This window comes from Acinetobacter sp. KS-LM10, assembly GCF_036896575.1.
In the GTDB taxonomy this organism is placed as follows: Bacteria; Pseudomonadota; Gammaproteobacteria; order Pseudomonadales; family Moraxellaceae; genus Acinetobacter; species Acinetobacter avistercoris.
In genome coordinates this window covers 108,080-134,148 of record NZ_CP145906.1, presented here as the reverse complement: position 1 = coordinate 134,148, position 26,069 = coordinate 108,080, and the positions used below count along the sequence as shown (strand labels likewise).

The window sequence follows — 26,069 nt, the reverse complement described above, 5'->3', positions numbered from 1 at the left end:
ACATGAAAAATCTAATGAATGCCTTTTTAGGCGGTAAAGAAGGCGCGATTGGTCTTGTGATTTTAGCCGTATTGATTCTTTTTATAATGCCAATGTTTCTCGATGTTTTCCGTCTAAATTTAATGGGTAAATATTTAACTTTCGCATTTGTCGCAGTGGGCTTAGTCCTGTGCTGGGGCTATGGCGGTATTCTCAGTTTAGGCCAAGGTATTTTCTTCGGGATCGGCGGTTATTGTATGGCGATGTTCTTAAAGCTTGAAGCTTCGGACATGCAATCAACGGCTGCACAAACGACGCCTGGTATTCCCGACTTTATGGACTGGAATCAAATCACCAGTCTCCCGATGCTTTGGGAACCCTTCCACAGCTTTAGTTTTACCTTATTCGCGATCATTATTATTCCAGTTCTACTTGCCTTTATTATTGGTTTTGCGATGTTTACACGTCGAGTTGGCGATGTCTATTTTTCAATCATCATGCAAGCAATTGTTGCGATTTTAACCATTTTGATTATCGGCCAACAGGGTCTTACGGGGGGTATCAACGGAATTACTGACCTTAAAACACTTCATGGTTGGGACATCCGTACCGATGAAGCCAAATACGTCCTTTACTACATCAATGCCTTGCTACTAATTGCAGTGATTATGCTGAGCCGTTTTGTTCTCAGTTCTAAACTGGGGCGTTTACTTTCAGCCATGCGTGATAAAGAAGAACGCGTGCGTTTTTCAGGTTATAACGTCGCCATGTACAAAGTCTTTATCTTCTGCTTTGCTGCTGCGGTCTCTTCTATTGGTGGGGCGATGTTCACGCTGCAAGTCGGGTTTATGTCACCAACTATTATTGGTATTGTGCCATCCATTGAAATGGTCATTCTTGCTGCAGTAGGTGGTCGTCTGTCTCTGATCGGGGCTGTGTACGGCGCAATACTGGTCAATTTAGGCAAAACCTATTTCTCCGAAGCTTTCCCTGAAGTGTGGCTTTATTTCTTAGGCGCATTATTCATTCTTGTGGTGATGTTCCTTCCAGATGGTTTAGCGGGTGTTTATCAAAAGTATGTCCGTTCATTATTTATTAAAAAGAAACCGGATAGTACAGCGCCCCCACCCAACAATCTCCCAAATAATTCAATGGAACCTGTGACCGAAGGAGCTAAAAAATGAATAAAGTCGGCGTAGAAATGAAAAAACCCGTTCTGGTGATTGAAGATTTAACGGTTTCCTTTGATGGCTTTAAAGCCGTCAGCGACCTCAATTTCTATTTAGATAAAAATGAAGTTCATGTAGTGATTGGTCCAAATGGTGCAGGTAAAACGACCGTCTTAGATTTAATTTGCGGTAAAACTAAAGCGACCTCGGGCACCATTAAATTTAATGATATTGAACTCACCAAACTTAAAGAATTCGAGATTGTTCGCAAAGGTGTAGGACGTAAATTTCAAAATCCGAACATTTATGAAAATCTGTCCGTTTACGACAACTTAGAAATGTCTTTTCCGAGGGGACGCAATGTATTCGGCGCGTTATTTTTTAAACGTACTCAGGATGTTGAAGATCGTATTCAAGAAGTCGCAGGGATGATTTTTCTAACGGATCTACTCGACACACCTGCAGGTCTACTTTCCCACGGTCAAAAACAATGGCTTGAAATTGGCATGTTGCTGATGCAAGACCCTGAGTTATTAATGCTGGATGAACCTGTTGCAGGAATGAGCGTTTCAGAACGTGAGCAAACAGCTCAACTACTCAAAAAGATTAGCCAAGGACGTTCAGTACTGGTCATTGAACATGATATGGAGTTTGTAAAAACCATCGCCGACAAAGTCACGGTCTTGCACCAAGGTAAAATCTTAGCAGCAGGAAAAATGGACGATGTTCAAAATGATCCCAAAGTGATTGAAGTCTATCTAGGACACTAAGGAGGCCATATGAGTGGATTATTAGAAATAAATTCTTTGTGTTCAGGCTATAAACAAAGTCAGGTCATTCACGATCTAGAACTGAAGATCCAACCCAAAGAAATTGTCGCGATCATGGGGCGCAACGGTATGGGTAAAACCACCCTGTTTAAAACACTGATTGGCGATATTAAAAATACCAAAGGTGAAATCAAGCTCGATGGTCAAAACTTAGAAAAACTGGATCCCTACCAACGTGTCGAAAATGGTGTGGCTTATGTCCCGCAAGGCCGCATGATTTTCTCGACGATGTCGGTGCTTGAAAATATTCAAACAGGCTTACCTGCCTCGGCACACGGTAGAGTACCTGATGACTTATACGAACTTTTCCCTGTACTTTGGGACATGCGTAAACGTAAAGGCGGTAACTTGTCTGGAGGACAGCAGCAACAGCTTGCCATTGCTCGTGCACTGGCGACCAATCCTAAGGTGTTGTTGCTAGATGAACCGACTGAGGGCATTCAACCCTCAATTATTAAAGACATTGCAAAAACGTTAAAAGAGATCCGCGATCAACGTGATTTAACCATTGTGGTCTCTGAACAAGTACTGAGCTTTACTCTGGCCATGGCAGATCGCTTCTTAGTGATTGATAAAGGACGTTTTGCTTATGAAGATATCCGTGCCAATGTCGATGCAAGCACCATAAGTAAGTACTTATCCGTTTAAGCTGACTTAAACTATTTTTTAAAATCCTCTGCTTAGTCGGGGGATTTTTTTAATTGAACTTTACTCTAAAAATCTCATTTTTATTAAAGATAAATTACTGGACTATTCCGATATAAGTCTGCTCAAAAAAACACGCACCCATATACGCAATTCAACGTATTTTTCAAATCCACTTTTCACGCGACACTCATTACATAGATAGATGTGTCATGAAAAGATTGTGTCATGAAAAGATAATGAAGAAATGGGGAGAATTTAAATGCGTCATGGTGATATCTCAAGTAGTCCAGATACAGTTGGTGTTGCAGTTGTAAACTATAAAATCCCTCGCTTACATATAACAGCTGAAGTCCTAGATAACGCAAAAAAAATTGCTGAAATGGTAAAAGGAATTAAGCAAGGTATCCCAGGCATGGATCTGATTGTTTTCCCCGAATACAGCACCATGGGCATTATGTATGATCCAGATGAAATGATGGCAACTGCGGCCACCATTCCTGGGGATGAAACCGCAATTTTCTCGCAAGCTTGTATCCAAGCCAATGTATGGGGCGTGTTTTCGATCACTGGCGAACAGCATGAAGAACATCCACATAAAGTTCCCTATAACACCTTAATTCTCATCAACAACAAAGGTGAAATTGTTCAAAAATATCGCAAAATTATTCCATGGTGTCCTATCGAAGGTTGGTGCCCAGGCGATACCACCTATGTCACTGAAGGGCCTAAAGGCATCAAAATATCATTGATCATTTGTGATGATGGTAACTATCCTGAAATTTGGCGTGACTGTGCCATGAAAGGCGCCGAATTGGTCGTACGCTGCCAAGGCTATATGTATCCTGCAGCCGAACAGCAAATCAATATGGCGAAATGTATGGCATGGGCCAACAACGTCTATGTCGCTGTAGCAAACTGTACTGGCTTTGACGGTGTGTATACCTATTTCGGTCACTCCGCAGTGGTTGGCTTCGATGGTCGTACTCTGGGCGAATGTGGCACAGAAGAAAACGGTATCCAATACGCACAACTCTCGCTGCATGAAATTCGTGATGCCCGTAAGTATGATCAATCACAAAACCACTTATTTAAACTCTTACATCGCGGTTATACCGGTGTCTATAACAATGGTGATGGCGATAAAGGCATCGCAGACTGTCCTTTCGATTTTTATAAAACATGGGTCATGGACGCACAAAAAGCCCAAGAAAATGTTGAAAAAATCACCCGCTCAACGATTGGTGTCGCGGAATGCCCGATCGGAAATCTGCCTCATGAAGGCCTCGAAAAAGAAGCATCTTAAGCATTGAGCGCAGGGAGATATTCAATATGACATTTGCCAGTGATCGCATCAGCACAAATCAAGAAACTTTAGCGAAACAACGTTATGACACGCAAAGCAAAGAACGTATTGCACGTACCTCACGTTTTAGTTTTAACCCTGATTCGGTGATGCAACATGTTCGAGACCGCATCATTGGACAGTCTGCAGTCCTAGAAGAAATTGAGAATATGTTGGTGACAGTCAAAGCAGATTTCAATTCCCCAAATCGTCCGCTTTCAGTCACGCTCCTGCTGGGTCCAACAGGTGTAGGTAAGACTGAGACGGTTCGCCTGATCGCAGAAGCGATTTATGGCAAAGCAGATGCGTTCTGCCGTATTGATATGAATACTCTAGCGCAAGAACATTATGCGGCTGCACTCACAGGTGCACCTCCCGGTTATGTCGGATCTAAAGAAGGCAACACGCTGTTTAATGAAGAACAAATTCAAGGAAGTTTTTCAAAACCAGGCATTGTCTTGTTCGATGAAATTGAAAAAGCCAGCAATGAAGTGATTCGCGGTTTACTTAATGTATTAGAAACAGGCACCTTAAAACTCACCGCTGGTACAAAAGTGCTCGACTTTAAAAACTGCATGATTTTCATGACCAGTAACGTCGGTGCCAAAGAAGCGCAAACACGTTTAAAACAACTGGCAAAATGCCCAAAACCGATTCAAAAATTAGCGTTCTGGAGCAAGCTCGATCACAACGAAATCACAAATAAAGCTTTAGATAAAAAGTTTGATCCTGAATTTTTAAATCGAATCGAACGGATTCTACATTACCAAGCGGTTGAAGCTGATTTTGCAGCAACGCTTGTTCACTTAGAAACGAACAAACTCAATCAACGCTTACGCAAACAAAATCGCACCGTAGCATTAACCCATTCTGCCCATACATTTTTATCGACTGGACATGACATACGTTTTGGTGCACGTGGCTTAGGCAATCGTTTTCGCATCATGGTTGAACCTAAACTCGCAAAGTTTTTCCTGCAATACCCTGAAGCCAGTCGCATCATTGTTGATTACGACGTTCAAGGAATCCATGTTCGTAGCATCATGACCGACAGCATCAGAAATAATGCTTCATCCGCTCAAGATGACAAGGACAATAACATCAAAAACTAGCTTTATTTGATCTCATAAAGGGGATAAAAAGATGCAACATATCAAAATAAAACCTGGAGTACCTTTAGCGGAGCAAGCGGAGATTGGTCATAACCGTTGGCATCCTGATTTGCCCTTTCTCACTTCTGTAAAACCGGGAGAAGAAATCCTAATCGAAAGTTTGGACTTTCTGGACGCACAAATTAAAGATAGCGATGATATTTCTGATGTTAAAAATGTGGATCTGACCCGTGCGCATCCTTTAACCGGTCCTTTTTATGTTGAGGGTGCTGAACCAGGTGACTTGTTGGTGATTGATTTACTCGACATCCAACCCATTTCTGATGTCGGCTTTTCAGGGGTATTTGCGAAAGAAAATGGCGGGGGGTTCCTTGCAGACTATTTTCCTGAAGCAGACAAAGCGATTTGGGATTTAAAAGGATTATTCGCAACGTCCCGTCATATTCCTGGTGTTCGTATTGCGGGTTTAAAACACCCCGGTTTGATGGGGACTCTCCCATCCCACGAATTGCTTAAAGAGTGGAATCGCCGAGAGGCATTGCTTGTACCCAAAGGCCAAGCCAATCCACCTGATCCACGCACTGCGGTTTTACGCGGTGTGACAGGTGCAGAATTTGATCTTATGGCGGCAGAAGCTGCGCGTACTGTTCCGCCTCGAGAGCATGGCGGTAATACTGACATTAAGGATTTGGCGGCAGGGAGTCGTATATATTTCCCTGTTTATCAAAAAGGTGCAGGCTTCTCTATGGGTGACCTACACTTTTCACAAGGTGATGGTGAAATCGGGTTCTGTGGTGCAATTGAAATGGACGGCGTAACGCGTGTCGGTTTCGATCTGATCAAAGGCGGTATGGAAAAATACAATATCGACTCACCAATCTTTGTCCCGAGTAATGTCAAACCTAATTATGACCAGTGGTTAACCTTTGAAGGCATTAGCGTTGAAAATGGTGTCAACTATTACCTTGATGCAACTGTGGCCTACCGTCAAGCGTGTTTAAAGGCGATTAAATACCTTGAAAATTTTGGTTTCACAGGTTCTCAAGCCTACATGCTTTTAACAGCAGCACCTGTTGAAGGGCGTATAGGCGGAATTGTCGATATTCCAAACTGTGCCTGTACTGTGTCATTACCGACCTCAATTTTTGAGCAAAACATTCTGCCTCAAGGTGCGTTGAATGATGATAAATTTTGGGGACGTCGTCGTTAAATCTTCATTGAAGACTTTGTACCGATTCACCAAAACTTAAGCTTTTCGACGACTCGGCTTTTTAATTAATATCTCGATGCTATTCAACTTTATTTGATTCGATCCTCATCTAGGATCCAAAGGAGGATCAAAATGCCGTTATACGATTTTCGCTGTGCGCATTGTGACGGAATTTTTGAACAGCGTGTTCCAATAGCGCGCATTTCAACTGACTCAATTGAGTGTCATTATTGTCAGCAACAAACGTTAGCAAAACCCATGATTACAGGTCATCAGCAAATTAGCGTTAAAACGAAATGGCGACCAAGTTCTGGTGCTGAACAATTAGCCGGCGCTTTGGTCGGCGGACCAGGTACCCATAAAGATAGTGCGCGTAGTTCAGTTTTACATAATTGCCGCGGAATGAATTGTTCACTGTGTGACATCTAATCAAAAATAAAATATTGCATTATTCATATAAAAGCCTGCAATCGCAGGCTTTTATTTATTCAATTAACTCTCGATCAGATCCGATCGAATCAGACAATAATATCAGCCAAGTTGCCTTTCTGTTCGAGCCATTCCTTACGGTCACCCGAACGTTTTTTAGCCAACAACTTATCCAATAATCCTGCTGTAAAATGAATATCATCCAAATCAAGTTGTACCAAACGTCGTGTATTTGGATCGAGTGTGGTTTCACGTAATTGACTTGCGTTCATTTCACCTAGACCTTTAAATCGAGTAATTTGAGGACTCTTGGTTTTACACTTTTTCAGAATATCTTCTAACTCAGTATCATCTAAAGCGTAATACACCTCTTTATTGTCATCGATACGATATAAAGGTGGCATCGCGACAAATAAATGCCCAGCTTCAACCAAAGTGGGAAAATGTTTCACAAACAATGCACAAAGTAAGGTCGCAATATGTAGTCCATCTGAGTCAGCATCGGCAAGAATACAAACTTTACCGTAACGCAGCTCAGACAAATCATCAGAGCCAGGATCTACACCGATCGCAATCGCAATATTATGTACTTCTTGCGATGCCAAGACTTCATCTGATGACACTTCCCATGTATTTAAAATTTTACCGCGTATTGGCATGATTGCTTGGAAGTTTTTATCGCGTGCTTGTTTTGCAGAACCACCTGCAGAATCCCCTTCCACAATGAACAGTTCTGACTCTTCTAAGCTATGTCCAACACAATCAGATAATTTACCCGGCAACGTTGGTCCAGCAACAATCTTTTTACGCTCAACCTTCTTGGCTGCTTTTAAACGGCGACCCGCTTTCGTAATCACCAGCTCAGCCAATTGCATCGCAACGTCTGAGTTTTGATTCAACCATAATGCGAATGCATCTTTAGCCATGTTCAAAACGATAGCAGACGCTTCACGGCTAGAAAGTCGTTCTTTGGTTTGCCCTGAAAATTGTGGTTCTTGAAATTTCAAAGACAAGATGTAGTTCACGCCATCCCAAACATCTTCAGCTGCAAGCTTTAGATTACGCGGCAGTAAATTACGCAACTCACAAAACTCACGCATCGCCTCTGTTACACCAGAACGCAGACCATTAACGTGCGTACCGCCCTGAGCGGTTGGAATAAGGTTGACATAACTTTCTTGAATTTGTTCGCCCCCTTCGACATTCCAACAAATGGCAAACTCGGCACTGGCACGTTCTGCACTTCCTGTTGCAACAAAAGCAGGCATTGGAATAATTTCACGATCTTCCAATTCATCCATCAAATAGTCGACTAAACCATTTTCAAACTGCCAGACAATTTTTTCATCATTTATTTGATCAACATAATTAATTTGCAAACCCGCCGCTAAAACTGCTTTGGCTTTTAAATTATGTTTCAATGCTTTTAAAGAAAACTTAGGTGAGTCGAAATACTTCGCATCAGGCCAAAAGTGTACCGTCGTTCCAGAAGCACGTTTCGGTGCTTTACCTTCAAATACTTCCAGTTGAGATACAGGTTCACCGTGTTCAAAAGCCATTTTATACAGATTGCCTTGACGCTGTACTTCAACTTCTACACGGTTCGATAATGCGTTGACCACCGAAATACCAACACCATGCAAACCACCTGAAAATTGATAGTTGTCAGTGCTGAATTTACCGCCAGCATGTAGTTTGGTCAGGATGATTTCTATCCCGCTTTGACCATACTCTGGATGAATATCGACAGGCATACCACGACCATTATCCTCTACAGACAATGATCCATCTTTATATACAGTGACAGTAATTTTGTTGGCGTGTCCTGCAAGTGCCTCATCGACCGAGTTATCTATGACCTCTTGCGCCAAATGGTTTGGGCGTGTGGTATCGGTATACATACCGGGACGGCGACGGACCGGATCTAGACCAGATAATACTTCAAGTGATTGAGCCGTATATTGAGACACTTTGTACTGTTTCCTTATTTTATGCAGTCCGATAAAAACCGAAATGACATCGGGATTTTTTCCGCAAAATTTTCCATCGCATGATTGCCCTCTGACTCTGTGATCAACAAAGCTTGATGCAAACCGCCACTATAATAACGCTGAGCTTCACCATAATCTAAAATTTCATCGCCTTGTTGTAGCAGAACTAAAATTTTGTCTGCATCTTGCACAAATGGCACCGCCATCTGCGCTAAGTGATCAAGTTGTGTATCATCTAAGCACCAATTTTCCGTTACTTGGTAAGGCATTTTTTCATTGGTAAATAATTTACGGAATAATTGCCATGGTCGCATAGCTGGATTAATTAAAACAGCGGGTACACCATGTTTAGCGACCAACTGCGTCGCATAGAATCCCCCCAAACTACTCCCAACCAAAGCCACCTGCTCTAAAGAATCAATCAACTCTGACATGCTTTGCATTACAACTTTGGGCGGTTGATTTAAATCAGGTAAATGCACTTGCACCGAGCTATTCGATGCAAAGTACTGTTTCAAACATTGTCCTTTAATGGATAAAGAATTACTTTGAAATCCATGTAAATAAATAATATTCATCATTTTTCAATTGCAATTTAGAATGAAGTGCTTTAATTTTTATGCGAAACATATCACATAATTGTTATTTTCTTGTACTTAAACACCTATTGTTAGACAAGAAGATTAATACAAAAGTATCATCATCGTTATCTTAAATGCATGGTTATCTTAAATAATTTTTAGAGATGAATAAGATAAAATATATATGGGGTTTTATACATTGATCTATGCTAAAAATAAAGCCGTTGTGCATGATCATTCAGAATTAGGATAAAAACACATGCCGAGTTTAACTCCACTTCATGAAACCTATTGCAAATGGGATAGGTCTCCACCCAGCCAAGCGGATGTTTTGGAAGGTCTAGCTCAACTGTTTAGTACGCCCTTAAGTAACGTCGTACAAAATCTAATTCAAGCTTTACAACGTGAAATGTTGTTGAGCATATTTGGTATGAGTAAGAAAAAATCACAAGAATTACAACGAAAATCTTATGTTAAAAAATTATATCAGTTTTCCTATGACACCTTATTAGGTTATGGCAGCCATTTCTTAGCCCCAACCTTACGTAAAATCATTGATCAATTTCCAAATCTACATGACAAACCGCTGACCCCGAATATGATTTTTTTGATCAGTGCATTAAATGGCGTGATTGGTGATTATTTACTGAAAAATCAAAATCCATTGGCGCTTTCTAGTGTATTATATGATCATTATGGCTCAGTGCAAGACGGTGATCTTTCTGGACGGATCGTGATCTTTTGTCATGGTCTATGTATGAATCATTTGGACTGGACCAATCATAGTTATGGCGGTATCGGAGAAAAACTTCTTGCTCAACGCGATCAAAATACCATGTTGTACTTACACTACAATACAGGACGCCGAATTTCAGCCAATGGACGCAGTCTGGCGAATATTTTAGACGATTTGGTCAAGCGAAATCCGCGTATTACCAGTATAAATCTCATTGGTCATAGCATGGGCGGCCTCGTATCCAGAAGTGCATTATTTTACGGTAAACAAAATATGCACCAATGGTTCCATATGGTTGAAAACTTGGTTTGTCTCGGTTCTCCACACCATGGCGCTGTGCTAGAACGCATTGGCTTCGCCATCCAAGAAAAAGTGGGGCGTTTTCCATTTGTAAAATTGGCGGGTCATATTGTCAATATTCGAAGTAACGGTATTTTAGATTTACGTCACGGTAGCGTAAGAGATGATGACTGGGAACATAATGATGCCCGTATTGGCATGATGGATGACAACCGTAAACCTGCACCCCTACCCTCTCATATTAATACCTTCTTGGTTGCAGGTACGATTGAATTTGAAAATCGAAAAAATAGAACCTTAAAAGTCATTGGGGATTATCTGGTCAGTGTAAAAAGCGCCTTAGGTGAACACCCAAATCCTCGTTTTCAATTGAAATTACCTGAGTCCCATAAAGCGGTCTTTTATGGTTTGAATCATATGGAAATTCAATATCATTCAAGTGTGGCTGAGCAAATTGCGAAATGGTTCTATCCACATCATGATGATATTGCAGAATCACAGATTAAAAAATATTTGATTAAACTTGAAAATATGCAAGGTATTGTCGAGACCTAATTTTTAATCAAGATCATATATATAACTCATTACTCTACTTTTCCTGATTGAGGATGTATATGGCTCGAATAATTTTATGGAATATATCCTGTTAGGAATAAAATCTGAAGTAAAGTACTAAACTTTTATACAATCTAGAAGCTATTCTATTTTTTTAAATAGATTATTTCCGTAATAAAACAGATGAGCAATTCAGCATAAAACCAATGAAAGATAATGTTTAACAACCAAGGTCGTAATTTGAGCAACTTCAAAAAACGTATTTTTGATCAATGAATGCAGCAAATAACCATTTCAGAAAAAAGTGTCATTAGAATTTCATACTTTTGAATAGTAGCGGAAAGTTCTTAAAAACATAAGATATGAGAAACATTGGAGTCCTAAGGGAGAACCAAGCTAAAAGTATTTATGATGATGTGCCGATCCATTATTAAATAGATAAAAATATCAATATCAGGTAAAACAGCGCTTATGCTGATGATTATAAAAAATAGCTTTTTACTGATCTTAGTTTATTTTAATTTTTTCTCGAGTACTTTTGCAAGAATTTAGCCCGATGAAAAATATGTAGTAAATATTTCTTATTTACTCTTATCGTTAATCTAAAAATTTAAAAATTCAATCCGAAGAACATTACTTGTAAAGATGAGTTTTCTATCACAGACAATCCTGTTCAAATAGCACTATCCAATAATTTAGCGAGACTCAGACCATGCACTCTCCCTAATTAGCTTATGGTCTTTAATATGTAATAACATTGTATATTGTGCCGCACCACCATTAGCAAGACTATTTAAGATATAAAGATCATTACCTTTACTATAAATTTCTGCCATCTCATAATCTTGTAAACCACCCTCTGCCAAAGTTGTATTTGGGAAAAAATAGTGTTCTAAATTTTGCTGTGGGATAATCGTTATCTTACCGTTATAAGTGATTTTAATTTCATATAAATGATACGATTTACCTTTAATTGGTAAGTCGCCGTCGATTCCAAAAAATGCTTTATTTCTATAATGCGTATAGGATTGTCCTGTCTTTTTAAAATCCATAGTTGTGACTTGAGCAGGTCGAACAATGATACGAATTTGATTCTGCCCAGACTGATAAATAGCTTCATTAGAAATAGTTCTTATAAATTTCCATTTTTGGAATCCATTAAAAAAACTCACTCGACTAGTGTGAATAAAGCCCGAATATGTATGACCTTTTTGCTCATATAGACCAAAACAAAATGAAGCGTCTCCTTGCTCAAAACTACATGAAACAATCTCACCATTATTCAATTTATCCACGACTTTAGATTTTAATGAATCTGATTCTCTAACATTCACAAAACCATCTTTATCTTGAATAATGCCGTAATCTGCATGTGTTTCTGTAAAGAATAACAGCGACAATAAGCAGAGTATTTTTTTAATTTTCATCATCTAATTTTTATCACTTATAAATTCATCATAATAAAAAAACCAGCAAGATGCTGGTTTTTCTTTTTATTTTATATTGGATATCTACGGAATAATTGCCACACACTGATCAGGGTCAAAACTGCAAAAAACACAAAAGACCAGACTGGCAGTGATTGACCTAAAAAGGTCCAATCGACCACTGCACACTCACCTGAACCCGAAAGTACTTGTGCTAAGACGGTTTTCATCGGCAGTGCATCGACCAGATATTCTAAACCAGGTCCACAACTCGGCACTTTATCAGGCGGTAAGTTTTGCAACCAGATATGACGAGCCGCCACGCCTGCTGACCATAGAATGGACAATGTAGCGAGTAATGCATAACTGCGTTTAAAAGTATTGCTGACAGGATTGTGTATTAAAGCGATCAGGGAAATTAACCCTAAACCGATTAAACCCACACGTTGAAAGACACACAGTGGACAGGGCTCTAAACCTTGTACATGCTCTAAGTACAAGGCAAAAGCCATACCAATGACACTGCCTATAAACAACAGCGCACTGATCACACGATAATTATTCCACTGCATATAAGGTCCTCTTCATTATTATTTATAGGCTTTAAGGATTATCTATAAGTTTTAAGATACTCATCAAAACTGATCGTTGTGTCTTGTTCAAGTTTTTGCTGTTGTTCTAAGGATTGCTGGGTTAACTGCTCAAAATACGCCAAAGTTTCAGAGTCAAGTTGATGTTGTTCATACACGTCAGCATGTTGCTGCGCCATGAAACTCCCAAAATTCCAAGTCCCATTATGCGTTAAGGTATCTGCGATCACCTGCGCGGACAAAGTATCATCCACTTCATCCACCCGCTGTAACATCACGTTTAATGCATCTGTATAGAGCTGTGTTTCAGAACCTTGATTTAACGCCGCAGCCAGAACTTGCATTTCATTAAGATGCTGCTTTGCCCAAGTCTCTATCTCTATTGTCTGGCCATTTTCAATAATTTCAGCATTGGGCGCTCGTCCACGATTGACCACTTCTGCTTGGTTTTTTTCAATAATATCGAGTTCTGAATCAAACAAAGCGGGGCTGTCTTTTAACAAGCAATACAGCGCGAGTACTTCAAGAAAACCTGCTGTATCTTCTGTAATGCCAATCGGACTATAAGGATCTACATCAACTGCGCGTAATTCAACATAGCCTACACCGCGCTTTGCAAGCGCGTCTGATGGGGTTTCATCAGCCTGTGGCACTTGTTTAGGACGAACCAGACTGTAGTACTCATTTTCAATTTGTAAAATATGGTCATTAATTTGAATCGGTTGACCTTCTGCGTCATTCAACCCTAAACGACTAAATGCGCTATATGGCGTATGAACTGCTTTTTGCAATCCCTCTAAATAGCCTACCAAATCATTATAATGGATCCCCAGTTCTTTCTGAGCTGAGTTCTGATAGCCAAAACGGCCCATACGTAGACCCGTTGCATAAGGCAAATATAATGTGCCTTTAAGCAAAGGTAATAAATGATGTTCCCGCCCAGTCATAAAACATTTACACACCGATGGACTTGCCCCGACGAGTAACATAACCAGTGGTGTTAAACGAATAAAGTTACGAATCAAACCAAAGTAACGATGACTGCGATAGTCTTGCAAACTAAGTGCTTTTAAACGCTCGTCTGTCTCATGTTGTTGTAAGCTTTCAAATAACTCATCAGGGAATGAGACATTATAATGTACACCTGAAATCGTTTGCATACGGCGTCCATAACGAACCCCTAAACCGTGACGATACAGTGTTTTAAAACGACCAATATTAGAGGTTCCGTATTCTGCCAATCGGATACTTTCTTCTTCGTCATCCAACATACAGGGCATAGACAATGGCCAGAGTTTTTCACCATTTTCTAAATGGCGATGCGCCACTGCATGAATATCTTTTAAATACGCTAATGCTTCTGCAATACTTGGCTTTGGAGGCGTAATAAACTCCATCAAAGCCTCAGAATAATCTGTCGTAATATGCGGATGTGTAAGTGCCGAGCCTAAAGCTTTGGGATGATCTGCTTGAGATAAAAATCCATTACTTTGCATGCGTAAACTTTCACGTTCTATTCCACGCAACATGCCTTTGAATAATGCAGAATCCACCCAATTTGGTAATACTGATGGTGAGGTCGCTTCAGGTTGACTCATTACTTACTCGCTTATCTTAAAGAACGACTTAAATAAAATTATTAATTTACATCTAGTATACCGTGAATTATTGTCCCAAATGCAGATTACATATGAATTTAAGACCAGCAAAACACTTAATTTGGCAAATATTTATCACAAACTTAGACTTTAAGACATCGCTTATTTGTGATTTTATGAGGATATAACTTCTAATGAACTGTAAATATTATGAATTATCAGCAAATACTGGATTTTTGGTTTGATGAAGAAAATAAAGCATTTTGGTTTGCCAAAAGCGATGATTTCGACCTAGAAATTGAAGAAAAATTTGGTCATACCTTACAACAAGCCATGCAATGTGAACTATGGACTTGGCGAGAAACAGCTGAAGGACGTTTGGCTGAAATTGTTGTTCTAGATCAATTTTCTCGTAATCTGTTCCGTGATCATCCAGCAGCATTTGCGCAAGATCCATTGGCACTGTCTTTGGCACAAGAAACGATTCGCTTAGGTTTAGATTTAAATTTAAGTCCTGAACAACGCTCATTTGTCTATATGCCATTCATGCATAGCGAATCTAAAATCATTCATGAGCAGGCTTTGAGTCTATTTGAGGCTTTGGCGAATCCTGTAAACTTAGATTTTGAGAAAAAACACAAAGTGATTATTGATCGTTTTGGACGCTATCCACATCGTAATGTCATTTTAGAACGTGAATCTACAGCAGAAGAAATCAGCTTTTTACAGCAACCCAATAGCAGTTTCTAAACTGTTATAATTGAGACAAAACCATACTGCTCAGGCTTTGGAGAAAAAGATGAAAATATCATTGATCAGTCTAACCATACTGGCAGTATTGGCAGTTTCTGGCTGCGCGAGCATCCCTTCAAAACCACGTACTTTTGATCAGTTGGGAAATTTCAGTAGCATCCCTTTAAATACTCAAACTTATCGCATCAGCTTTCAAGGTTCATCAAATATGAGCTTTGGTACGGCTGAAGAAATCACACTATTGAAAGCGGCTCAAACCTCGGTATTAAATGGATTCCAATTTTTTAAAGTCATGGATGATCCAAGTAATCGTACTCAACAACCGCCACGTCAAGCTGTGGTTTATCCTAGCCCAACGTATTATGGCTATGGTTACGGCTACCGTAGACATCCTGCATTTTATGATCCATTCTATGATATGCCCTACGTCGTTACAGTTGATCCAGTGCAAGTGTCTTATACGATTCAATGCTTTAAAGACAAAAAGTCGGCGCCAAATGACGCTTTCGATGCGCGGTTAATTTTGCAGTCTTTAGGACAAAAATACGGAGTAAGTTCCACAGGTGCAGTGCTTCCTGTTCAGACTGAAACTTCGACAGATAAACAGTAGAACTAGGAATGTGAATGAATCCAGTTGAGCCACATGTTTCACCTAATTTAAACCGCAGTAAGCGCTTTGCCATGATCGCACTCATTGTTGCAGTCTTGGCATGGGTTGCTTTAATGATCGTTGCAAAATTACTGCCTGAATATGTTTGGTTAATTCACATCTTAATGTTGTCTGCTGAAGCGGGTGTTGTCGGTGGTTTAGCAGATTGGTATGCCATTACGGTACTGTTCCGTAATCCTTTTGGTCGAATTCCGATTCCTAAATTTTTAAAAGACCATACTGAAATTATTCCACGAAACAAAGCCCGTATTGCAGAGTCAATGGGCCGTTTTGTTCAAGAAAATTTCCTATCACCACAGGTCGTTGAAAGAACGCTGAACACGACAGATTTAAGTCTCGCTGTAGGTCAATGGTTAGCAAACCCTAAAAATAACGCACAAGTGACTCAAGTTATTCAACAAACAGTACCTAAAATTTTTGAATTTGTGAGTCAAGAGCAAGTTGGTCGTTTTATTCAAACCAATAGCGTGCAATGGGTTAGGAACACTCAAATCAATACCCTTGCCAGTGAAATGATTCGAGCCGTTTTAGACAATGATTTCCATCAAGATGTCTTACAACGCGGACTCGATTTAGCCCATGACTGGATGACGCATCACCCTGAGCAGACACAAGAATTAACCCAAACGCTGTTTAAAGAATTGGGCGTATGGAAACTGGCGAAAGGCGCAAGTTGGATTGGCATTGATGTTCAAAAGCGTACCATTGACTCTTTGATTGAGCGAGTAGACTCAATGCTGGCAGATCCTGAGCATCCTTGGCGACAAAAAATTGAAAGTTTAGGCCGCGATTTGATGGTGCAGTTGGCAGATACAGAGAGCGAAGCCAGTGCCCGTCTAAATTCGACCAAAGATGCTTTACTGGATAGTCCTCAAGTGCTGAATTTTATTAGTGGCGCTGTGGTGATTTTATGTAATGCAATTCGTGAAGATTTACTCAAAACAGATTCGGGTATTGCAGAGAACTTAAGAGTTGCGATTCAACAATTGGGTTTAAATATTATTTCTAACTCGGCGATTCGTGAATTACTCAATGAAAAGCTCAGTGGCATCGCGATCAATTTAAGCGATCAATACAGTGAAAAAGTGATCCTTTTCATTAGTGAACGTATTCACGAATGGGACTCTCGTGAAATGATCGATAAAATTGAAAATGAAGTGGGTGGTGATCTCCATATGATCCGCGTCAATGGTGTCGTTGTCGGTGCATTTATTGGTTTGGTGCTTGGGATCATTCGAGCTGTCGTTGAGTATGCGATTTAATTTTTAATACGAATGCTTAAACTTTCGTTAGATCAGCACTCAATAATGATTTAAAAAAATAGAAATTTATGCTCGCTGTAGACAATATGTTTTATCTAATTTCACATCATCCCCTGATGTAAAATTTTTTATCAGCGTTCTTTTCATTTCTTGCAAAAATTATAAAATTAAAATAACATACCGACTGGTTGGTATCTATGTGAATTTAATTAGGGTGCTTGAGATGAATAGTCTTTTATTGGCTTATCTATTATTAGGATTAGCGATCGTTACAGAAGTGATCGGTAGTACATTTATCGTGAAGTCTGAGGGCTTTACTAAACTCTTTCCAAGCTTGATGGTTTTGATCCTGTTCAGTATCGCCCTATACTTATTGTCTCAGGTGATTAAAACTATTCCATTAGGAGTCGCATACGCTATTTGGGCTGGCGTTGGAATTATTTTAACTGCGGTGGCGGGTTATTTTGTTTTCAAACAAACCCTTGATGTCCCTGCTTTGATTGGTATAGGACTAATCGTATCAGGTGTCTTAGTCATAAATTTATTTTCTAAATCTACAGGTCATTAAGTGAAAGAAATTAAGCAGCAAAAGAAACAACCAGAACTTATACGAAAACGTATCATTGAACAGACGATTCTGTTGGCCTCAGAAAAAGGTCCTTCGGGCATTTCAATACAAAGTGTTGCGAATGGTGTTGGAATTACAAAAGGCGGCGTATTTCATCACTTTGCGAATAAAGAAATTTTACTTGAAGCAATGGTCCATGAAATTATCCGTCACCTAGATCGCAAGATAGAAGATCTAATTTCAAATGATGATATTGGATATGGTAAATTTACGAGAGCATACATACATACGGCGTTTATGACAGAAATAGACGGGCTTATTTCTCCATGGTCTGCTCTAGCGATGACGCTGATTACTGATAAAACATTTAACACCATATTAGATCAATGGATCAAAGAAAAATTAGAACTTTATAGCGAGACAGATCAACACCCTGAATTAGAATTTATTCGTTTGGCAACTGATGGATTATGGCTTCAAGATATTACTGACATTATAGATAAAGAAAGCTGTCTGAAATACAAAAATGACTTGCTAGCAAGAACCTATCAAAGATAGTGTTTTCTATCCGCCCCATGAGGCTGACAGCTCTAATTCTTAAAAGGGTTAAGCGTTACCATTATAGAAAATTGATATTTAAAAGAATATTGGAGACAAAAGAAGTCATTTCTAAAACATCAAATACGAAAAATCAGAAATGTATTTAGGTTTTTTAATTCTTTAAGAAATCAATATCTAATAATTCGATCAATATGTAAATTTTTATCCATTTTACAGATTAATTGTTTTTTAATATATTTATCTAAACACAGTCTTTAAGTCAATTTAAATATATGTTCAGCAATCATCAACCTCCTGTAAAAAAGTTTTCGATTAGCGATGCAGCCATAGCATATAGAAAACCTCGGTGCACCATAATGCGATATGTAAGAAGTGGAGCATTCGAACTTGATTATAATAATCTGATTGACTATAGCCAATTAGTTAAAAAATTTGGCGAACTCTCTTCATCAATACCAGATGAAAAAGATCAGAAAATTCAGCAACTCAAATCTGAGATTTCGCATTTAAAGAAACAAATAAATCAGAAGTCTACTTGATCAGAAAAATAACTGATTCAAGTCATTATGAAGATGATTGATGATTGATGATTGATGATTGATGATTGATGATCAATAAAAACGGGCACTCCTTCTAAACTTGATCTAAGCGTGTATTTTCTCTATCACGCGAAAGTAATTGACAATAATCACATTCATTAAATCATCTGCTCTTAATTATTCTTAATACTCAACAAAATAAATCATAGAACAGTATTTAGCCTAAAAATGTTCTGCTAAAGTAGCAGTAATAATCACATTATAAACAGAATATTCATGTTCGAAATCCATTCCAAACTTCCCCAACAAGGTGTCACGATTTTCAGTGTAATGTCAGCAATGGCACAACGTTTAAATGCGCTTAACCTTTCACAAGGTTTTCCAGATTTTGATGCCCCACCAGCTTTGCTTGAAGCACTCAGCGAAGCCACGTTAAATGGGCATAATCAATATGCTGCGGGCGATGGTTTAATCTCACTCAGAGAACAAGTGGCGAAAATTTTTCTAAATCGTGATCAACTTCAGCTTGACCCAAACTCCGAAATTACGATCACACCAGGGGCGACCATAGGCATTTTTAGTGCTATTCAAGCCACGGTCCACGCAGGTGATGAAGTCATTATTTTTGATCCAAGCTATGACAGTTATGCACCCAGTGTTCAATTGGTCGGTGCTAAAGCTATTCATATTCCTTTACGTCATCATGATTTTTCTGTCGATTGGGATCAAGTCAAAGATGCCATTACCGATAAAACGCGTATGGTCATTGTGAATACTCCCCATAATCCAACTGGTGTAATTTGGGCTCAATCCGATTGGTTAAATTTAATTGAACTCATTAAAAATAAAAATATTGTAGTGCTGTCCGACGAAGTCTATGAACATCTGGTTTTTGACGGGCAGAAACACTATTCAGCCTTGGCCTTTCCTGAGCTTCGTGAACGTAGTTTTGTGATTGGTTCTTTTGGTAAAACCTTTCATGTGACCGGCTGGAAAACTGGTTACTGTATTGCAGCACCTCAGTTGATGGCGGTATTCAGACAGGTTTATCAATTCGCTAATTTTTGTGGTGTCACGCCTATCCAGATGGCACTTGCCCAATTTATGCAGCAACATCCTGAGCACATTCAGCAACTTTCTGCATTTTATCAAGCGAAGCGAGATTTATTTAATCAAGGTATTACAGCTTCTCGTTTTAAATTCACACCAGCTCAAGGCACCTATTTCCAAAGCTTAGATTACAGCGATATTCGCCCAGATTTAAATGATATTGAAATGTGCCAATATTTAGCAGAACAGCATAAAATTGTCGCTATTCCTATTTCAGTTTTTTATCAGCAAGCACCGATGGATCTCAAAAAAATTCGTTTTTGCTTTGCAAAAAAAGAACAGACCTTAAGACACGCTGGTGAAATTCTGAGCGCTGTTTAAAACACATCATCTAAAATGACTAAAAACACCAACACTAAAGCAACTTCAAGACTAAAGCATTTCGAACATGATAATGCTAAGGTTTGATTCTAGAAGTTTATTTAAATCATGGACACTATAATAATATGGCATCCCCTCTAATTCCGATTGATGAACCTCATTTTTGGCGAGTTTTTTTAATCTTTTTAGTCCCCTTAATTGCGACGAATATTCTTCAAAATTTGTCAGGAACGATTAATACAATTTTCGTCGGGCAAATGTTGGGCGTAGAAGCGATTGCTGCCGTTGCTGTTTTTTTCCCGATTTTGTTTTTATTATTGGGTTTTGTCATCGGGCTTTCAGCGGGTTCAACCGTATTGGTTGGTCAAGCTTGGGGTGCTCAGAATATTGAAAAAGTCCGTGCAGTTGTCGGCTCAACGTTGTTTATGACCATCATTGGTGGAACAGTGATCGCCATTTTGGGTGTGCTTTCAGCCAAATATATTTTAATGGCGTTAGGCACAGATCCCAAGGTTATGCATTTGTCTTTACCTTATGTTCAATGGATGCTTGCAGGAAGTCCTTTACTGTTTATTTATATTATTTACACCTCTATTTTACGTGGTGTCGGTGACAGTATTACCCCATTAATCGCATTGGGAATGACCAGTTTAATAGGTTTATTTATTACCCCAGTCCTCATTGCAGGTTATTTTGGATTTCCTCAATTGGGCATTATTGGTCCAGCGATTGCGACCACTATTGGTTATTTAGCTGTGCTGATTTTTCTATTTTTCTATTTAAATAAAAAGAATCATCCTCTCAAACCAGATCGCGCGATGTGTAAATTTATCCGTTACGATCCTGTGCTGACTAAAGTGATCTTACGACTTGGTGTTCCAACGGGCATCCAAATGATCACCACCTCTGTAGCAGGGTTGGTCATTGTCGGATTAGTAAATCGTTATGGTTCAGATGCAACCGCAGCCTATGGCGCTGTGAATCAAGTTTTAAACTACATTCAATTCCCTGCGCTTTCTATTGGTATTGCTGCCTCTATCTTCGCTGCGCAAGCCATAGGCGCTGGTAAAGCCGACTCACTGAGTCGAGTGACCAAAACAGCATTAACCATGAATATCGCGATTACAGGAAGTCTGGTGATACTGGCTTATCTATTCTCAAAATATTTGATGGCTCTCTTTATTACTGATCCTGCCGTTGTTGTCCTAGGTCAACAATTATTGTTTATTGTTTTATGGTCGATTTTGTTTTTTGGTGCTAGTGCTATTTTTGCATCTATCATGCGTGCCAGTGGTACGGTGACTGTGCCTATGATCATTAATATTGTTGCTATTTTGATGATTGAGCTTCCTGCTGCCTATATGTTTAGTTCATGGTGGGGCTTGAAAGGGATTTGGTACGCTTATGCCTTGGCATTTGTTTGTTTGTGCATCATGCAGGGACTTTATTATCAATTTGTTTGGAAGAAAAAAACGATTGAAGTTTTAATTTAAATACACTAATTCAGAGATATTGATCAGTTTTTTTATTTTTAAATCATGGTGTTCAATTGAAAAAAGCTCCATCTGTTTAATTTCAAATGAGACCTAAATTGAAAGTAATTATAAGCATCAAAAAAACCCGCATCTGCGGGTTTTTATCTTTAAATTACATCTTATTTCGGTTCAAAGTGCTTGCTCAATTTGGTCGCCATTGCAGTCACTTTTTGATAACTTGCAGGTAAAATACGCTGCATAATATCAATCGCTTTTGCATCATTACCAATCAACAAACGACGTTTATTCTGTAAAACAGCATCCAAAATTTGTTGTGCAGCATCTTCCGCTGGCATACGTAAAAACTTATTAAACGCTTGCGCAGATTTTTCAGGATTCATTCCTAAAGATTTTAAACTTTCGTTCATACGTGCATCATTGGCGATGTTGGTACGGATACCCCCTGGATGAACACAAAGTGCGCTCACACCAGATTTTTCAATATCAAGCTCTTGACGTAGAGACTCAGTAAAACCACGTACAGCAAATTTGGAAGAGTTATAAGCAGATTGAGTCGGTTGTGCAGTCAAACCAAATAAGCTTGAGGTGTTAATAATGTGCCCTTCACCTGTTTTTTTAATGAGGGGAAGAAACTCTTTAGTGCCGTATACAACTCCCCAAAAGTTGATTCCCATAATCCATTCAAGATCTTCATAGCTGGCACCTTCAACGGTTGAGCCCAATGCAACACCCGCATTGTTAAAAATCATATTTACAGAACCATGATTTTGAACAGTATCTGCAGCCCAAGCTTTGACTTGATCACGATCAGCGACATTCACCTTTTTAGTCGTTACTCGAACATCATATTTTTTCAGCAACTCGACTGTTTCAGCCAGACCTTTTTCATTGACATCACTGATTGATAAATGACATCCCGCTTTTGCCAATAAAACTGCAAGCTGTTGGCCCATGCCTGAACCTGCACCAGTAATTGCTGCCACTTTATTTTTAAAATTTTTCATTGTGTTTCCTTTTGATTTTTATGCACAACAACATACTTCGTGTGCCGCTCAAGATTCACTATAATTTTGACAATAAATATTGTCAATATCACTGAAGGTCATTTATGTTGCTAACAATGTGAATTTTCACAACATAGGCTTAGGCCCATTTTATTGCTAAGATGTAGAAAATTGATCAAAGCGCTAACTTGAACGACTTATGAATGAAGATTCTAAAAACCAAACTGAAGCAGAACAAACGCCATCACGAAAAGTAGTCAAAGAACGCCAGTTTAAAGGAATGTCTCTATCTGAACGCAAAGTTGCACGTCGAGAAAAACTGATTGAAGCGGGTATTGAAATGTACGGAAAACATGGTTTTTTTTCCGTTACAGTCAAAGATATTTGTAACGAAGCGAAGCTTACTGAGCGTTATTTTTACGAATCTTTTAAAAAAAGCGAAAATCTATTTCAAACCATCTTTTTACAATTGGTTGAAAAGATGCAACAGAATTTAATGCAGTCAGTTTTACAAGGATCTCCAGATCCAATGAAAATGATCGATGCAGGATTGAATGGATTTTTCGCAATGCTACAAGATGATCCACGAACTGCACGAATTATTTATGTCGATGCGATGTTGGTACAAGAGTTACATAATCATGCCACCATTCAAGAAACCATGTCTCGCTTTGATCGTATGATTCATGCATTCGTGACCTTGATGATGCCTCACATCCACTTAAGTGAAAAAGAAATTTCAATGATCGCCACGGGTTTAAATGGTTATGTCACTCAAATTGCAGTACGTTGGGTAATGAGTGGCTTTAAATCTCCTCGCGAAGAGGTGGTACAAGCATGTCGTGTGATCTTTACTGCCCTACTCAATAGTTTTGTAAAAAGCTAATCCGTATCAATTAGCAACAAAACTTCGTGTTATATGATGACTTTATTTTTTATATGACATTTACATGACATAAATTGTCATATTTTTTATATTTAAATTCAACGATTTAAAATATTTATGTCACAAAACAGGGTTGAATTGACGTTCTTGCACGCTTCTGCAATGATACTGTCATAATTAATCTTTGTAATAAGCCTGTCATAAATATAAACGGTCATACCGTACACCTAAGGATATTGCGTTGTGAAAGATGACTATATTTTAATCGTCGATGACGAACTTCCAATTCGTGAAATGATCCATACATCTTTAGATATGGCAGGCTTTCAATGTCTTGAAGCTGAAGATGCAAAACAAGCACATCAAATGATTGTCGATCAACGTCCATCTCTCGTTTTACTCGATTGGATGTTACCTGGGGGCGTAAGTGGGGTAGATCTTTGTCGTCGTTTAAAACGCGATGAAAGTCTTTCAGAAATTCCTGTCATTATGTTGACTGCACGTGGCGAAGAAGACCATAAAGTTCAAGGTCTCGATGCAGGTGCAGATGACTATATGACTAAACCTTTTTCAACTCGTGAATTGGTTTCTCGTATAAAAGCGGTATTAAGACGTGCAAATGCATTAAATGGTGAGAAGACAATTGATGCAAATGGTTTAATTCTAGACCCAGTGAGTCAACGTGTTAGCTTTAATCAAAGTATTTTAGAAATGGGTCCTACAGAATACCGTTTATTGGCTTTCTTTATGACGCATCCAGAGCGAGCATACACACGTGCACAACTTCTCGACCAAGTTTGGGGAGGCAATGTATATATTGAAGATCGTACCATTGACGTTCATATTCGTCGTTTACGCAAAGTGTTAGAGCCTTATGGCGCAGATCGATATGTGCAGACAGTACGCGGCACAGGTTATCGTTTCTCAACACGTGCAGACGTCGCGTTAGGCTAGTGTAATTCAGGTTAAATCTAATTTATGTATGAACCCTACCCCGTCCCCAAACTGGCTCGTGAACATAAGAAATTTTTTTATAGCAGTTTGTGGACTTTTGCCAAACAAGATTTACGTATACTGGCATTCTTAATCATCATCGGTGCTTTAATTGGTTTAGGGATTGGATATTTTTGGGCATGCTTAGGTCTGGCATGCCTAGTTTTCTTTGCTTTTCAACTACGTTCTCTGTACTTGGTCAATGACTGGATTGCGAATCGTCCCTACGACGTCCCTCCAAATTTAAACGGCATTTGGGGCGCATTATTATTCAATGTTTATCGTTCCCAACGCCAAGAGCGCATTGTTCAATCGGAAATGGTGGGATTAATTGATCGCACTCAATCTTCGCTGATTGCGTTGTCTGAAGCGATTATTTTAACCGATGATTTACACCAGATCGAATGGTGGAATCCTGCTGCTGAAGAGCTTTTTGGTATACAAAGCATAGATCGTGGACGTAATCTTTTAACCATTATTCGTCAGCCTGATTTTGTCGAGTATTTTCATAATATCAATGCTGCGCCAGATGGCATTAAGATCAAACTTGCCACAGATGATAATAAATATGCACAAATCAAGCTCACTCGATTTGGTAATGAAAGTCGCTTATTGGTCGCACATGACATTACTCGAATGAAAAATTTAGAACAAATGCGTTCTGATTTCGTCGACAATATTTCTCATGAGTTGCGCACGCCATTGACTGTACTCAGCGGTTATATCGAAACATTTAAAGATCAAGAAGATATCAACCCGCGTTGGAAGCGTGCTTTCGATCAAATGCAATCTCAAACCAAACGTATGAATGCTTTGGTCAATGATTTACTGCTTTTATCGCGTCTTGAAAATGAAAAACAAATTGCTAAAAATCAAATTATTGAAATGCCGAATTTGATGAATCATTTATTTGATGATGCTCAAGCCTACAATATTGATTATGGTCATACTCTGAATTTAGATATCGACAGTCACTGTGATTTGATCGGTTCTGATATGGAGCTGGCCAGTGCCTTCAGTAATTTAATCACCAATGCGATTAAATATACACCTAAAGGTGGAACCATCACCATTGGTTGGCATGATGACGGTGAACGTGGCTATTTTTCCGTGGAAGATACAGGTATTGGTATTGATCCCAAACACTTACCTCGTCTAACTGAACGTTTTTATCGTGTCGATAGTGCACGAAGTCGCGCGACCGGAGGAACGGGCTTAGGGCTTGCCATTGTGAAACATGTTCTTATGCAACATGGCGCACATATTGAAATTGAATCTAAGGAAAATCAAGGTTCAACATTCATTGCCGTTTTTCCTAAAGAACGACTATATTGCATGCATTAACGGGTTCAATGCATTTTTTAGATTTCAATACATTACTTTGGTTTAGATGTAAAAAAAGCGCCGAA

General features: G+C 39.1%; 25 protein-coding genes. 19 read left to right on the top strand and 6 right to left on the bottom strand.

Annotated features, from left to right (window positions below):
• The first annotated feature begins 2 nt into the window (after positions 1-2).
• The 7 genes from urtC to V5M36_RS00595 all read left to right on the top strand — a co-directional run bounded on the left by urtC (position 3) and on the right by V5M36_RS00595 (position 6,719).
• Positions 3-1,163 carry an urea ABC transporter permease subunit UrtC gene (gene urtC, locus V5M36_RS00625; protein WP_338560956.1) on the top strand — a complete coding sequence of 387 codons (1,161 nt, stop codon included), beginning with the start codon at positions 3-5 and terminating at the stop codon, positions 1,161-1,163.
• Positions 1,160-1,918: an urea ABC transporter ATP-binding protein UrtD gene (gene urtD, locus V5M36_RS00620; RefSeq protein ID WP_338560954.1), complete on the top strand. Its 759-nt coding sequence runs from the start codon at positions 1,160-1,162 to the stop codon at positions 1,916-1,918. Before urtC ends, urtD begins: the two co-directional genes overlap by 4 nt.
• 9 nt (positions 1,919-1,927) lie before the next feature.
• Positions 1,928-2,626 (top strand): urea ABC transporter ATP-binding subunit UrtE, encoded by a 699-nt coding sequence (gene urtE, locus V5M36_RS00615; protein ID WP_338560952.1) that lies wholly within the window; start codon positions 1,928-1,930, stop codon positions 2,624-2,626.
• Between the two features lie 259 nt (positions 2,627-2,885).
• Positions 2,886-3,929: an aliphatic amidase gene (locus V5M36_RS00610; protein WP_338560950.1), complete on the top strand. Its 1,044-nt coding sequence runs from the start codon at positions 2,886-2,888 to the stop codon at positions 3,927-3,929.
• Positions 3,930-3,955: 26 nt separating this feature from the next.
• Complete coding sequence (locus V5M36_RS00605) at positions 3,956-5,080, top strand: AAA family ATPase (RefSeq protein WP_338560948.1); 1,125 nt, start codon at positions 3,956-3,958, stop codon at positions 5,078-5,080.
• A gap of 31 nt (positions 5,081-5,111) precedes the next feature.
• Positions 5,112-6,290 (top strand): formamidase, encoded by a 1,179-nt coding sequence (fmdA, locus tag V5M36_RS00600; RefSeq protein ID WP_338560946.1) that lies wholly within the window; start codon positions 5,112-5,114, stop codon positions 6,288-6,290.
• A 132-nt stretch (positions 6,291-6,422) separates the two neighbouring features.
• Complete coding sequence (locus V5M36_RS00595) at positions 6,423-6,719, top strand: FmdB family zinc ribbon protein (RefSeq protein ID WP_338560944.1); 297 nt, start codon at positions 6,423-6,425, stop codon at positions 6,717-6,719.
• A gap of 89 nt (positions 6,720-6,808) precedes the next feature.
• Here V5M36_RS00595 and parE read toward each other — a convergent pair whose 3' ends face one another.
• Positions 6,809-8,689: a DNA topoisomerase IV subunit B gene (gene parE, locus V5M36_RS00590; protein ID WP_338560943.1), complete on the bottom strand. Its 1,881-nt coding sequence runs from the start codon at positions 8,687-8,689 to the stop codon at positions 6,809-6,811.
• 14 nt (positions 8,690-8,703) lie between these two features.
• Positions 8,704-9,288 carry a YqiA/YcfP family alpha/beta fold hydrolase gene (locus V5M36_RS00585; protein ID WP_338563951.1) on the bottom strand — a complete coding sequence of 195 codons (585 nt, stop codon included), beginning with the start codon at positions 9,286-9,288 and terminating at the stop codon, positions 8,704-8,706.
• Between the two features lie 262 nt (positions 9,289-9,550).
• Between V5M36_RS00585 and V5M36_RS00580 the strand changes: the two genes are divergently transcribed.
• The gene (locus V5M36_RS00580; protein ID WP_338560941.1) at positions 9,551-10,882 is read left to right on the top strand and encodes a PGAP1-like alpha/beta domain-containing protein; all 1,332 of its coding nucleotides are present in this window, start codon (positions 9,551-9,553) and stop codon (positions 10,880-10,882) included.
• A gap of 695 nt (positions 10,883-11,577) precedes the next feature.
• Here V5M36_RS00580 and V5M36_RS00575 read toward each other — a convergent pair.
• The 3 genes from V5M36_RS00575 to gshA all read right to left on the bottom strand — a co-directional run bounded on the left by V5M36_RS00575 (position 11,578) and on the right by gshA (position 14,497).
• Positions 11,578-12,312 (bottom strand): SH3 domain-containing protein, encoded by a 735-nt coding sequence (locus V5M36_RS00575; protein ID WP_338560939.1) that lies wholly within the window; start codon positions 12,310-12,312, stop codon positions 11,578-11,580.
• Between the two features lie 68 nt (positions 12,313-12,380).
• Positions 12,381-12,881: a disulfide bond formation protein B gene (locus V5M36_RS00570; RefSeq protein WP_338560937.1), complete on the bottom strand. Its 501-nt coding sequence runs from the start codon at positions 12,879-12,881 to the stop codon at positions 12,381-12,383.
• Between the two features lie 38 nt (positions 12,882-12,919).
• On the bottom strand, positions 12,920-14,497 hold the full coding sequence (gene gshA, locus V5M36_RS00565; RefSeq protein WP_338560935.1) for a glutamate--cysteine ligase: 1,578 nt from the start codon (positions 14,495-14,497) through the stop codon (positions 12,920-12,922).
• 210 nt (positions 14,498-14,707) lie between these two features.
• On the opposite strand from gshA, the gene V5M36_RS00560 reads away from it, so the two are divergent.
• From V5M36_RS00560 to V5M36_RS00525, 8 genes are all read left to right on the top strand, one after another.
• Positions 14,708-15,247, top strand: coding sequence for a DUF924 family protein (locus V5M36_RS00560; RefSeq protein ID WP_338560933.1), 540 nt, complete (start codon positions 14,708-14,710; stop codon positions 15,245-15,247).
• A gap of 49 nt (positions 15,248-15,296) precedes the next feature.
• Complete coding sequence (locus V5M36_RS00555) at positions 15,297-15,860, top strand: CC0125/CC1285 family lipoprotein (protein ID WP_338560931.1); 564 nt, start codon at positions 15,297-15,299, stop codon at positions 15,858-15,860.
• Between the two features lie 14 nt (positions 15,861-15,874).
• Complete coding sequence (locus V5M36_RS00550; protein WP_338560929.1) at positions 15,875-17,182, top strand: DUF445 domain-containing protein; 1,308 nt, start codon at positions 15,875-15,877, stop codon at positions 17,180-17,182.
• A gap of 223 nt (positions 17,183-17,405) precedes the next feature.
• Positions 17,406-17,750, top strand: a complete 345-nt coding sequence (locus V5M36_RS00545) for an SMR family transporter (protein WP_338560927.1) — start codon at positions 17,406-17,408, stop codon at positions 17,748-17,750.
• Positions 17,751-18,308 carry a TetR/AcrR family transcriptional regulator gene (locus tag V5M36_RS00540; protein ID WP_338560925.1) on the top strand — a complete coding sequence of 186 codons (558 nt, stop codon included), beginning with the start codon at positions 17,751-17,753 and terminating at the stop codon, positions 18,306-18,308. It abuts the gene before it with no gap.
• 275 nt (positions 18,309-18,583) lie between these two features.
• Entirely contained in the window at positions 18,584-18,850 is a 267-nt protein-coding gene (locus V5M36_RS00535; protein ID WP_338560923.1) for a hypothetical protein, read from the top strand.
• 276 nt (positions 18,851-19,126) lie between these two features.
• Complete coding sequence (locus V5M36_RS00530) at positions 19,127-20,281, top strand: methionine aminotransferase (RefSeq protein ID WP_338560921.1); 1,155 nt, start codon at positions 19,127-19,129, stop codon at positions 20,279-20,281.
• Positions 20,282-20,406: 125 nt separating this feature from the next.
• Complete coding sequence (locus V5M36_RS00525; RefSeq protein WP_338560919.1) at positions 20,407-21,774, top strand: MATE family efflux transporter; 1,368 nt, start codon at positions 20,407-20,409, stop codon at positions 21,772-21,774.
• A gap of 161 nt (positions 21,775-21,935) precedes the next feature.
• Here the strand turns inward: V5M36_RS00525 and V5M36_RS00520 are convergent, their stop codons facing one another.
• The gene (locus V5M36_RS00520; protein ID WP_338560917.1) at positions 21,936-22,781 is read right to left on the bottom strand and encodes an SDR family NAD(P)-dependent oxidoreductase; all 846 of its coding nucleotides are present in this window, start codon (positions 22,779-22,781) and stop codon (positions 21,936-21,938) included.
• Between the two features lie 199 nt (positions 22,782-22,980).
• Between V5M36_RS00520 and V5M36_RS00515 the strand changes: the two genes are divergently transcribed.
• The 3 genes from V5M36_RS00515 (at position 22,981) to phoR (ending at position 26,004) form a co-directional block, all read left to right on the top strand.
• Positions 22,981-23,667 (top strand): TetR/AcrR family transcriptional regulator, encoded by a 687-nt coding sequence (locus V5M36_RS00515; RefSeq protein ID WP_338560915.1) that lies wholly within the window; start codon positions 22,981-22,983, stop codon positions 23,665-23,667.
• Positions 23,668-23,910: 243 nt separating this feature from the next.
• Positions 23,911-24,621, top strand: coding sequence for a phosphate regulon transcriptional regulator PhoB (phoB, locus tag V5M36_RS00510; RefSeq protein ID WP_338560913.1), 711 nt, complete (start codon positions 23,911-23,913; stop codon positions 24,619-24,621).
• 24 nt (positions 24,622-24,645) lie between these two features.
• Positions 24,646-26,004, top strand: coding sequence for a phosphate regulon sensor histidine kinase PhoR (gene phoR, locus V5M36_RS00505; protein WP_338560911.1), 1,359 nt, complete (start codon positions 24,646-24,648; stop codon positions 26,002-26,004).
• Positions 26,005-26,069: the final 65 nt, after the last annotated feature.

Bases quoted from the DNA above. Each gene is read 5' to 3' on its own strand.
- urtC (WP_338560956.1), top strand. From the start codon at position 3: ATGAAAAATCTAATGAATGCCTTTTTAGGCGGTAAAGAAGGCGCGATT.
- urtD (WP_338560954.1), top strand. From the start codon at position 1,160: ATGAATAAAGTCGGCGTAGAAATGAAAAAACCCGTTCTGGTGATTGAA.
- urtE (WP_338560952.1), top strand. From the start codon at position 1,928: ATGAGTGGATTATTAGAAATAAATTCTTTGTGTTCAGGCTATAAACAA.
- V5M36_RS00610 (WP_338560950.1), top strand. From the start codon at position 2,886: ATGCGTCATGGTGATATCTCAAGTAGTCCAGATACAGTTGGTGTTGCA.
- V5M36_RS00605 (WP_338560948.1), top strand. From the start codon at position 3,956: ATGACATTTGCCAGTGATCGCATCAGCACAAATCAAGAAACTTTAGCG.
- fmdA (WP_338560946.1), top strand. From the start codon at position 5,112: ATGCAACATATCAAAATAAAACCTGGAGTACCTTTAGCGGAGCAAGCG.
- V5M36_RS00595 (WP_338560944.1), top strand. From the start codon at position 6,423: ATGCCGTTATACGATTTTCGCTGTGCGCATTGTGACGGAATTTTTGAA.
- V5M36_RS00585 (WP_338563951.1), bottom strand. From the start codon at position 9,288: ATGAATATTATTTATTTACATGGATTTCAAAGTAATTCTTTATCCATT.
- V5M36_RS00580 (WP_338560941.1), top strand. From the start codon at position 9,551: ATGCCGAGTTTAACTCCACTTCATGAAACCTATTGCAAATGGGATAGG.
- V5M36_RS00575 (WP_338560939.1), bottom strand. From the start codon at position 12,312: ATGATGAAAATTAAAAAAATACTCTGCTTATTGTCGCTGTTATTCTTT.
- V5M36_RS00570 (WP_338560937.1), bottom strand. From the start codon at position 12,881: ATGCAGTGGAATAATTATCGTGTGATCAGTGCGCTGTTGTTTATAGGC.
- gshA (WP_338560935.1), bottom strand. From the start codon at position 14,497: ATGAGTCAACCTGAAGCGACCTCACCATCAGTATTACCAAATTGGGTG.
- V5M36_RS00560 (WP_338560933.1), top strand. From the start codon at position 14,708: ATGAATTATCAGCAAATACTGGATTTTTGGTTTGATGAAGAAAATAAA.
- V5M36_RS00555 (WP_338560931.1), top strand. From the start codon at position 15,297: ATGAAAATATCATTGATCAGTCTAACCATACTGGCAGTATTGGCAGTT.
- V5M36_RS00550 (WP_338560929.1), top strand. From the start codon at position 15,875: ATGAATCCAGTTGAGCCACATGTTTCACCTAATTTAAACCGCAGTAAG.
- V5M36_RS00545 (WP_338560927.1), top strand. From the start codon at position 17,406: ATGAATAGTCTTTTATTGGCTTATCTATTATTAGGATTAGCGATCGTT.
- V5M36_RS00535 (WP_338560923.1), top strand. From the start codon at position 18,584: ATGTTCAGCAATCATCAACCTCCTGTAAAAAAGTTTTCGATTAGCGAT.
- V5M36_RS00530 (WP_338560921.1), top strand. From the start codon at position 19,127: ATGTTCGAAATCCATTCCAAACTTCCCCAACAAGGTGTCACGATTTTC.
- V5M36_RS00525 (WP_338560919.1), top strand. From the start codon at position 20,407: ATGGCATCCCCTCTAATTCCGATTGATGAACCTCATTTTTGGCGAGTT.
- V5M36_RS00520 (WP_338560917.1), bottom strand. From the start codon at position 22,781: ATGAAAAATTTTAAAAATAAAGTGGCAGCAATTACTGGTGCAGGTTCA.
- V5M36_RS00515 (WP_338560915.1), top strand. From the start codon at position 22,981: ATGAATGAAGATTCTAAAAACCAAACTGAAGCAGAACAAACGCCATCA.
- phoR (WP_338560911.1), top strand. From the start codon at position 24,646: ATGTATGAACCCTACCCCGTCCCCAAACTGGCTCGTGAACATAAGAAA.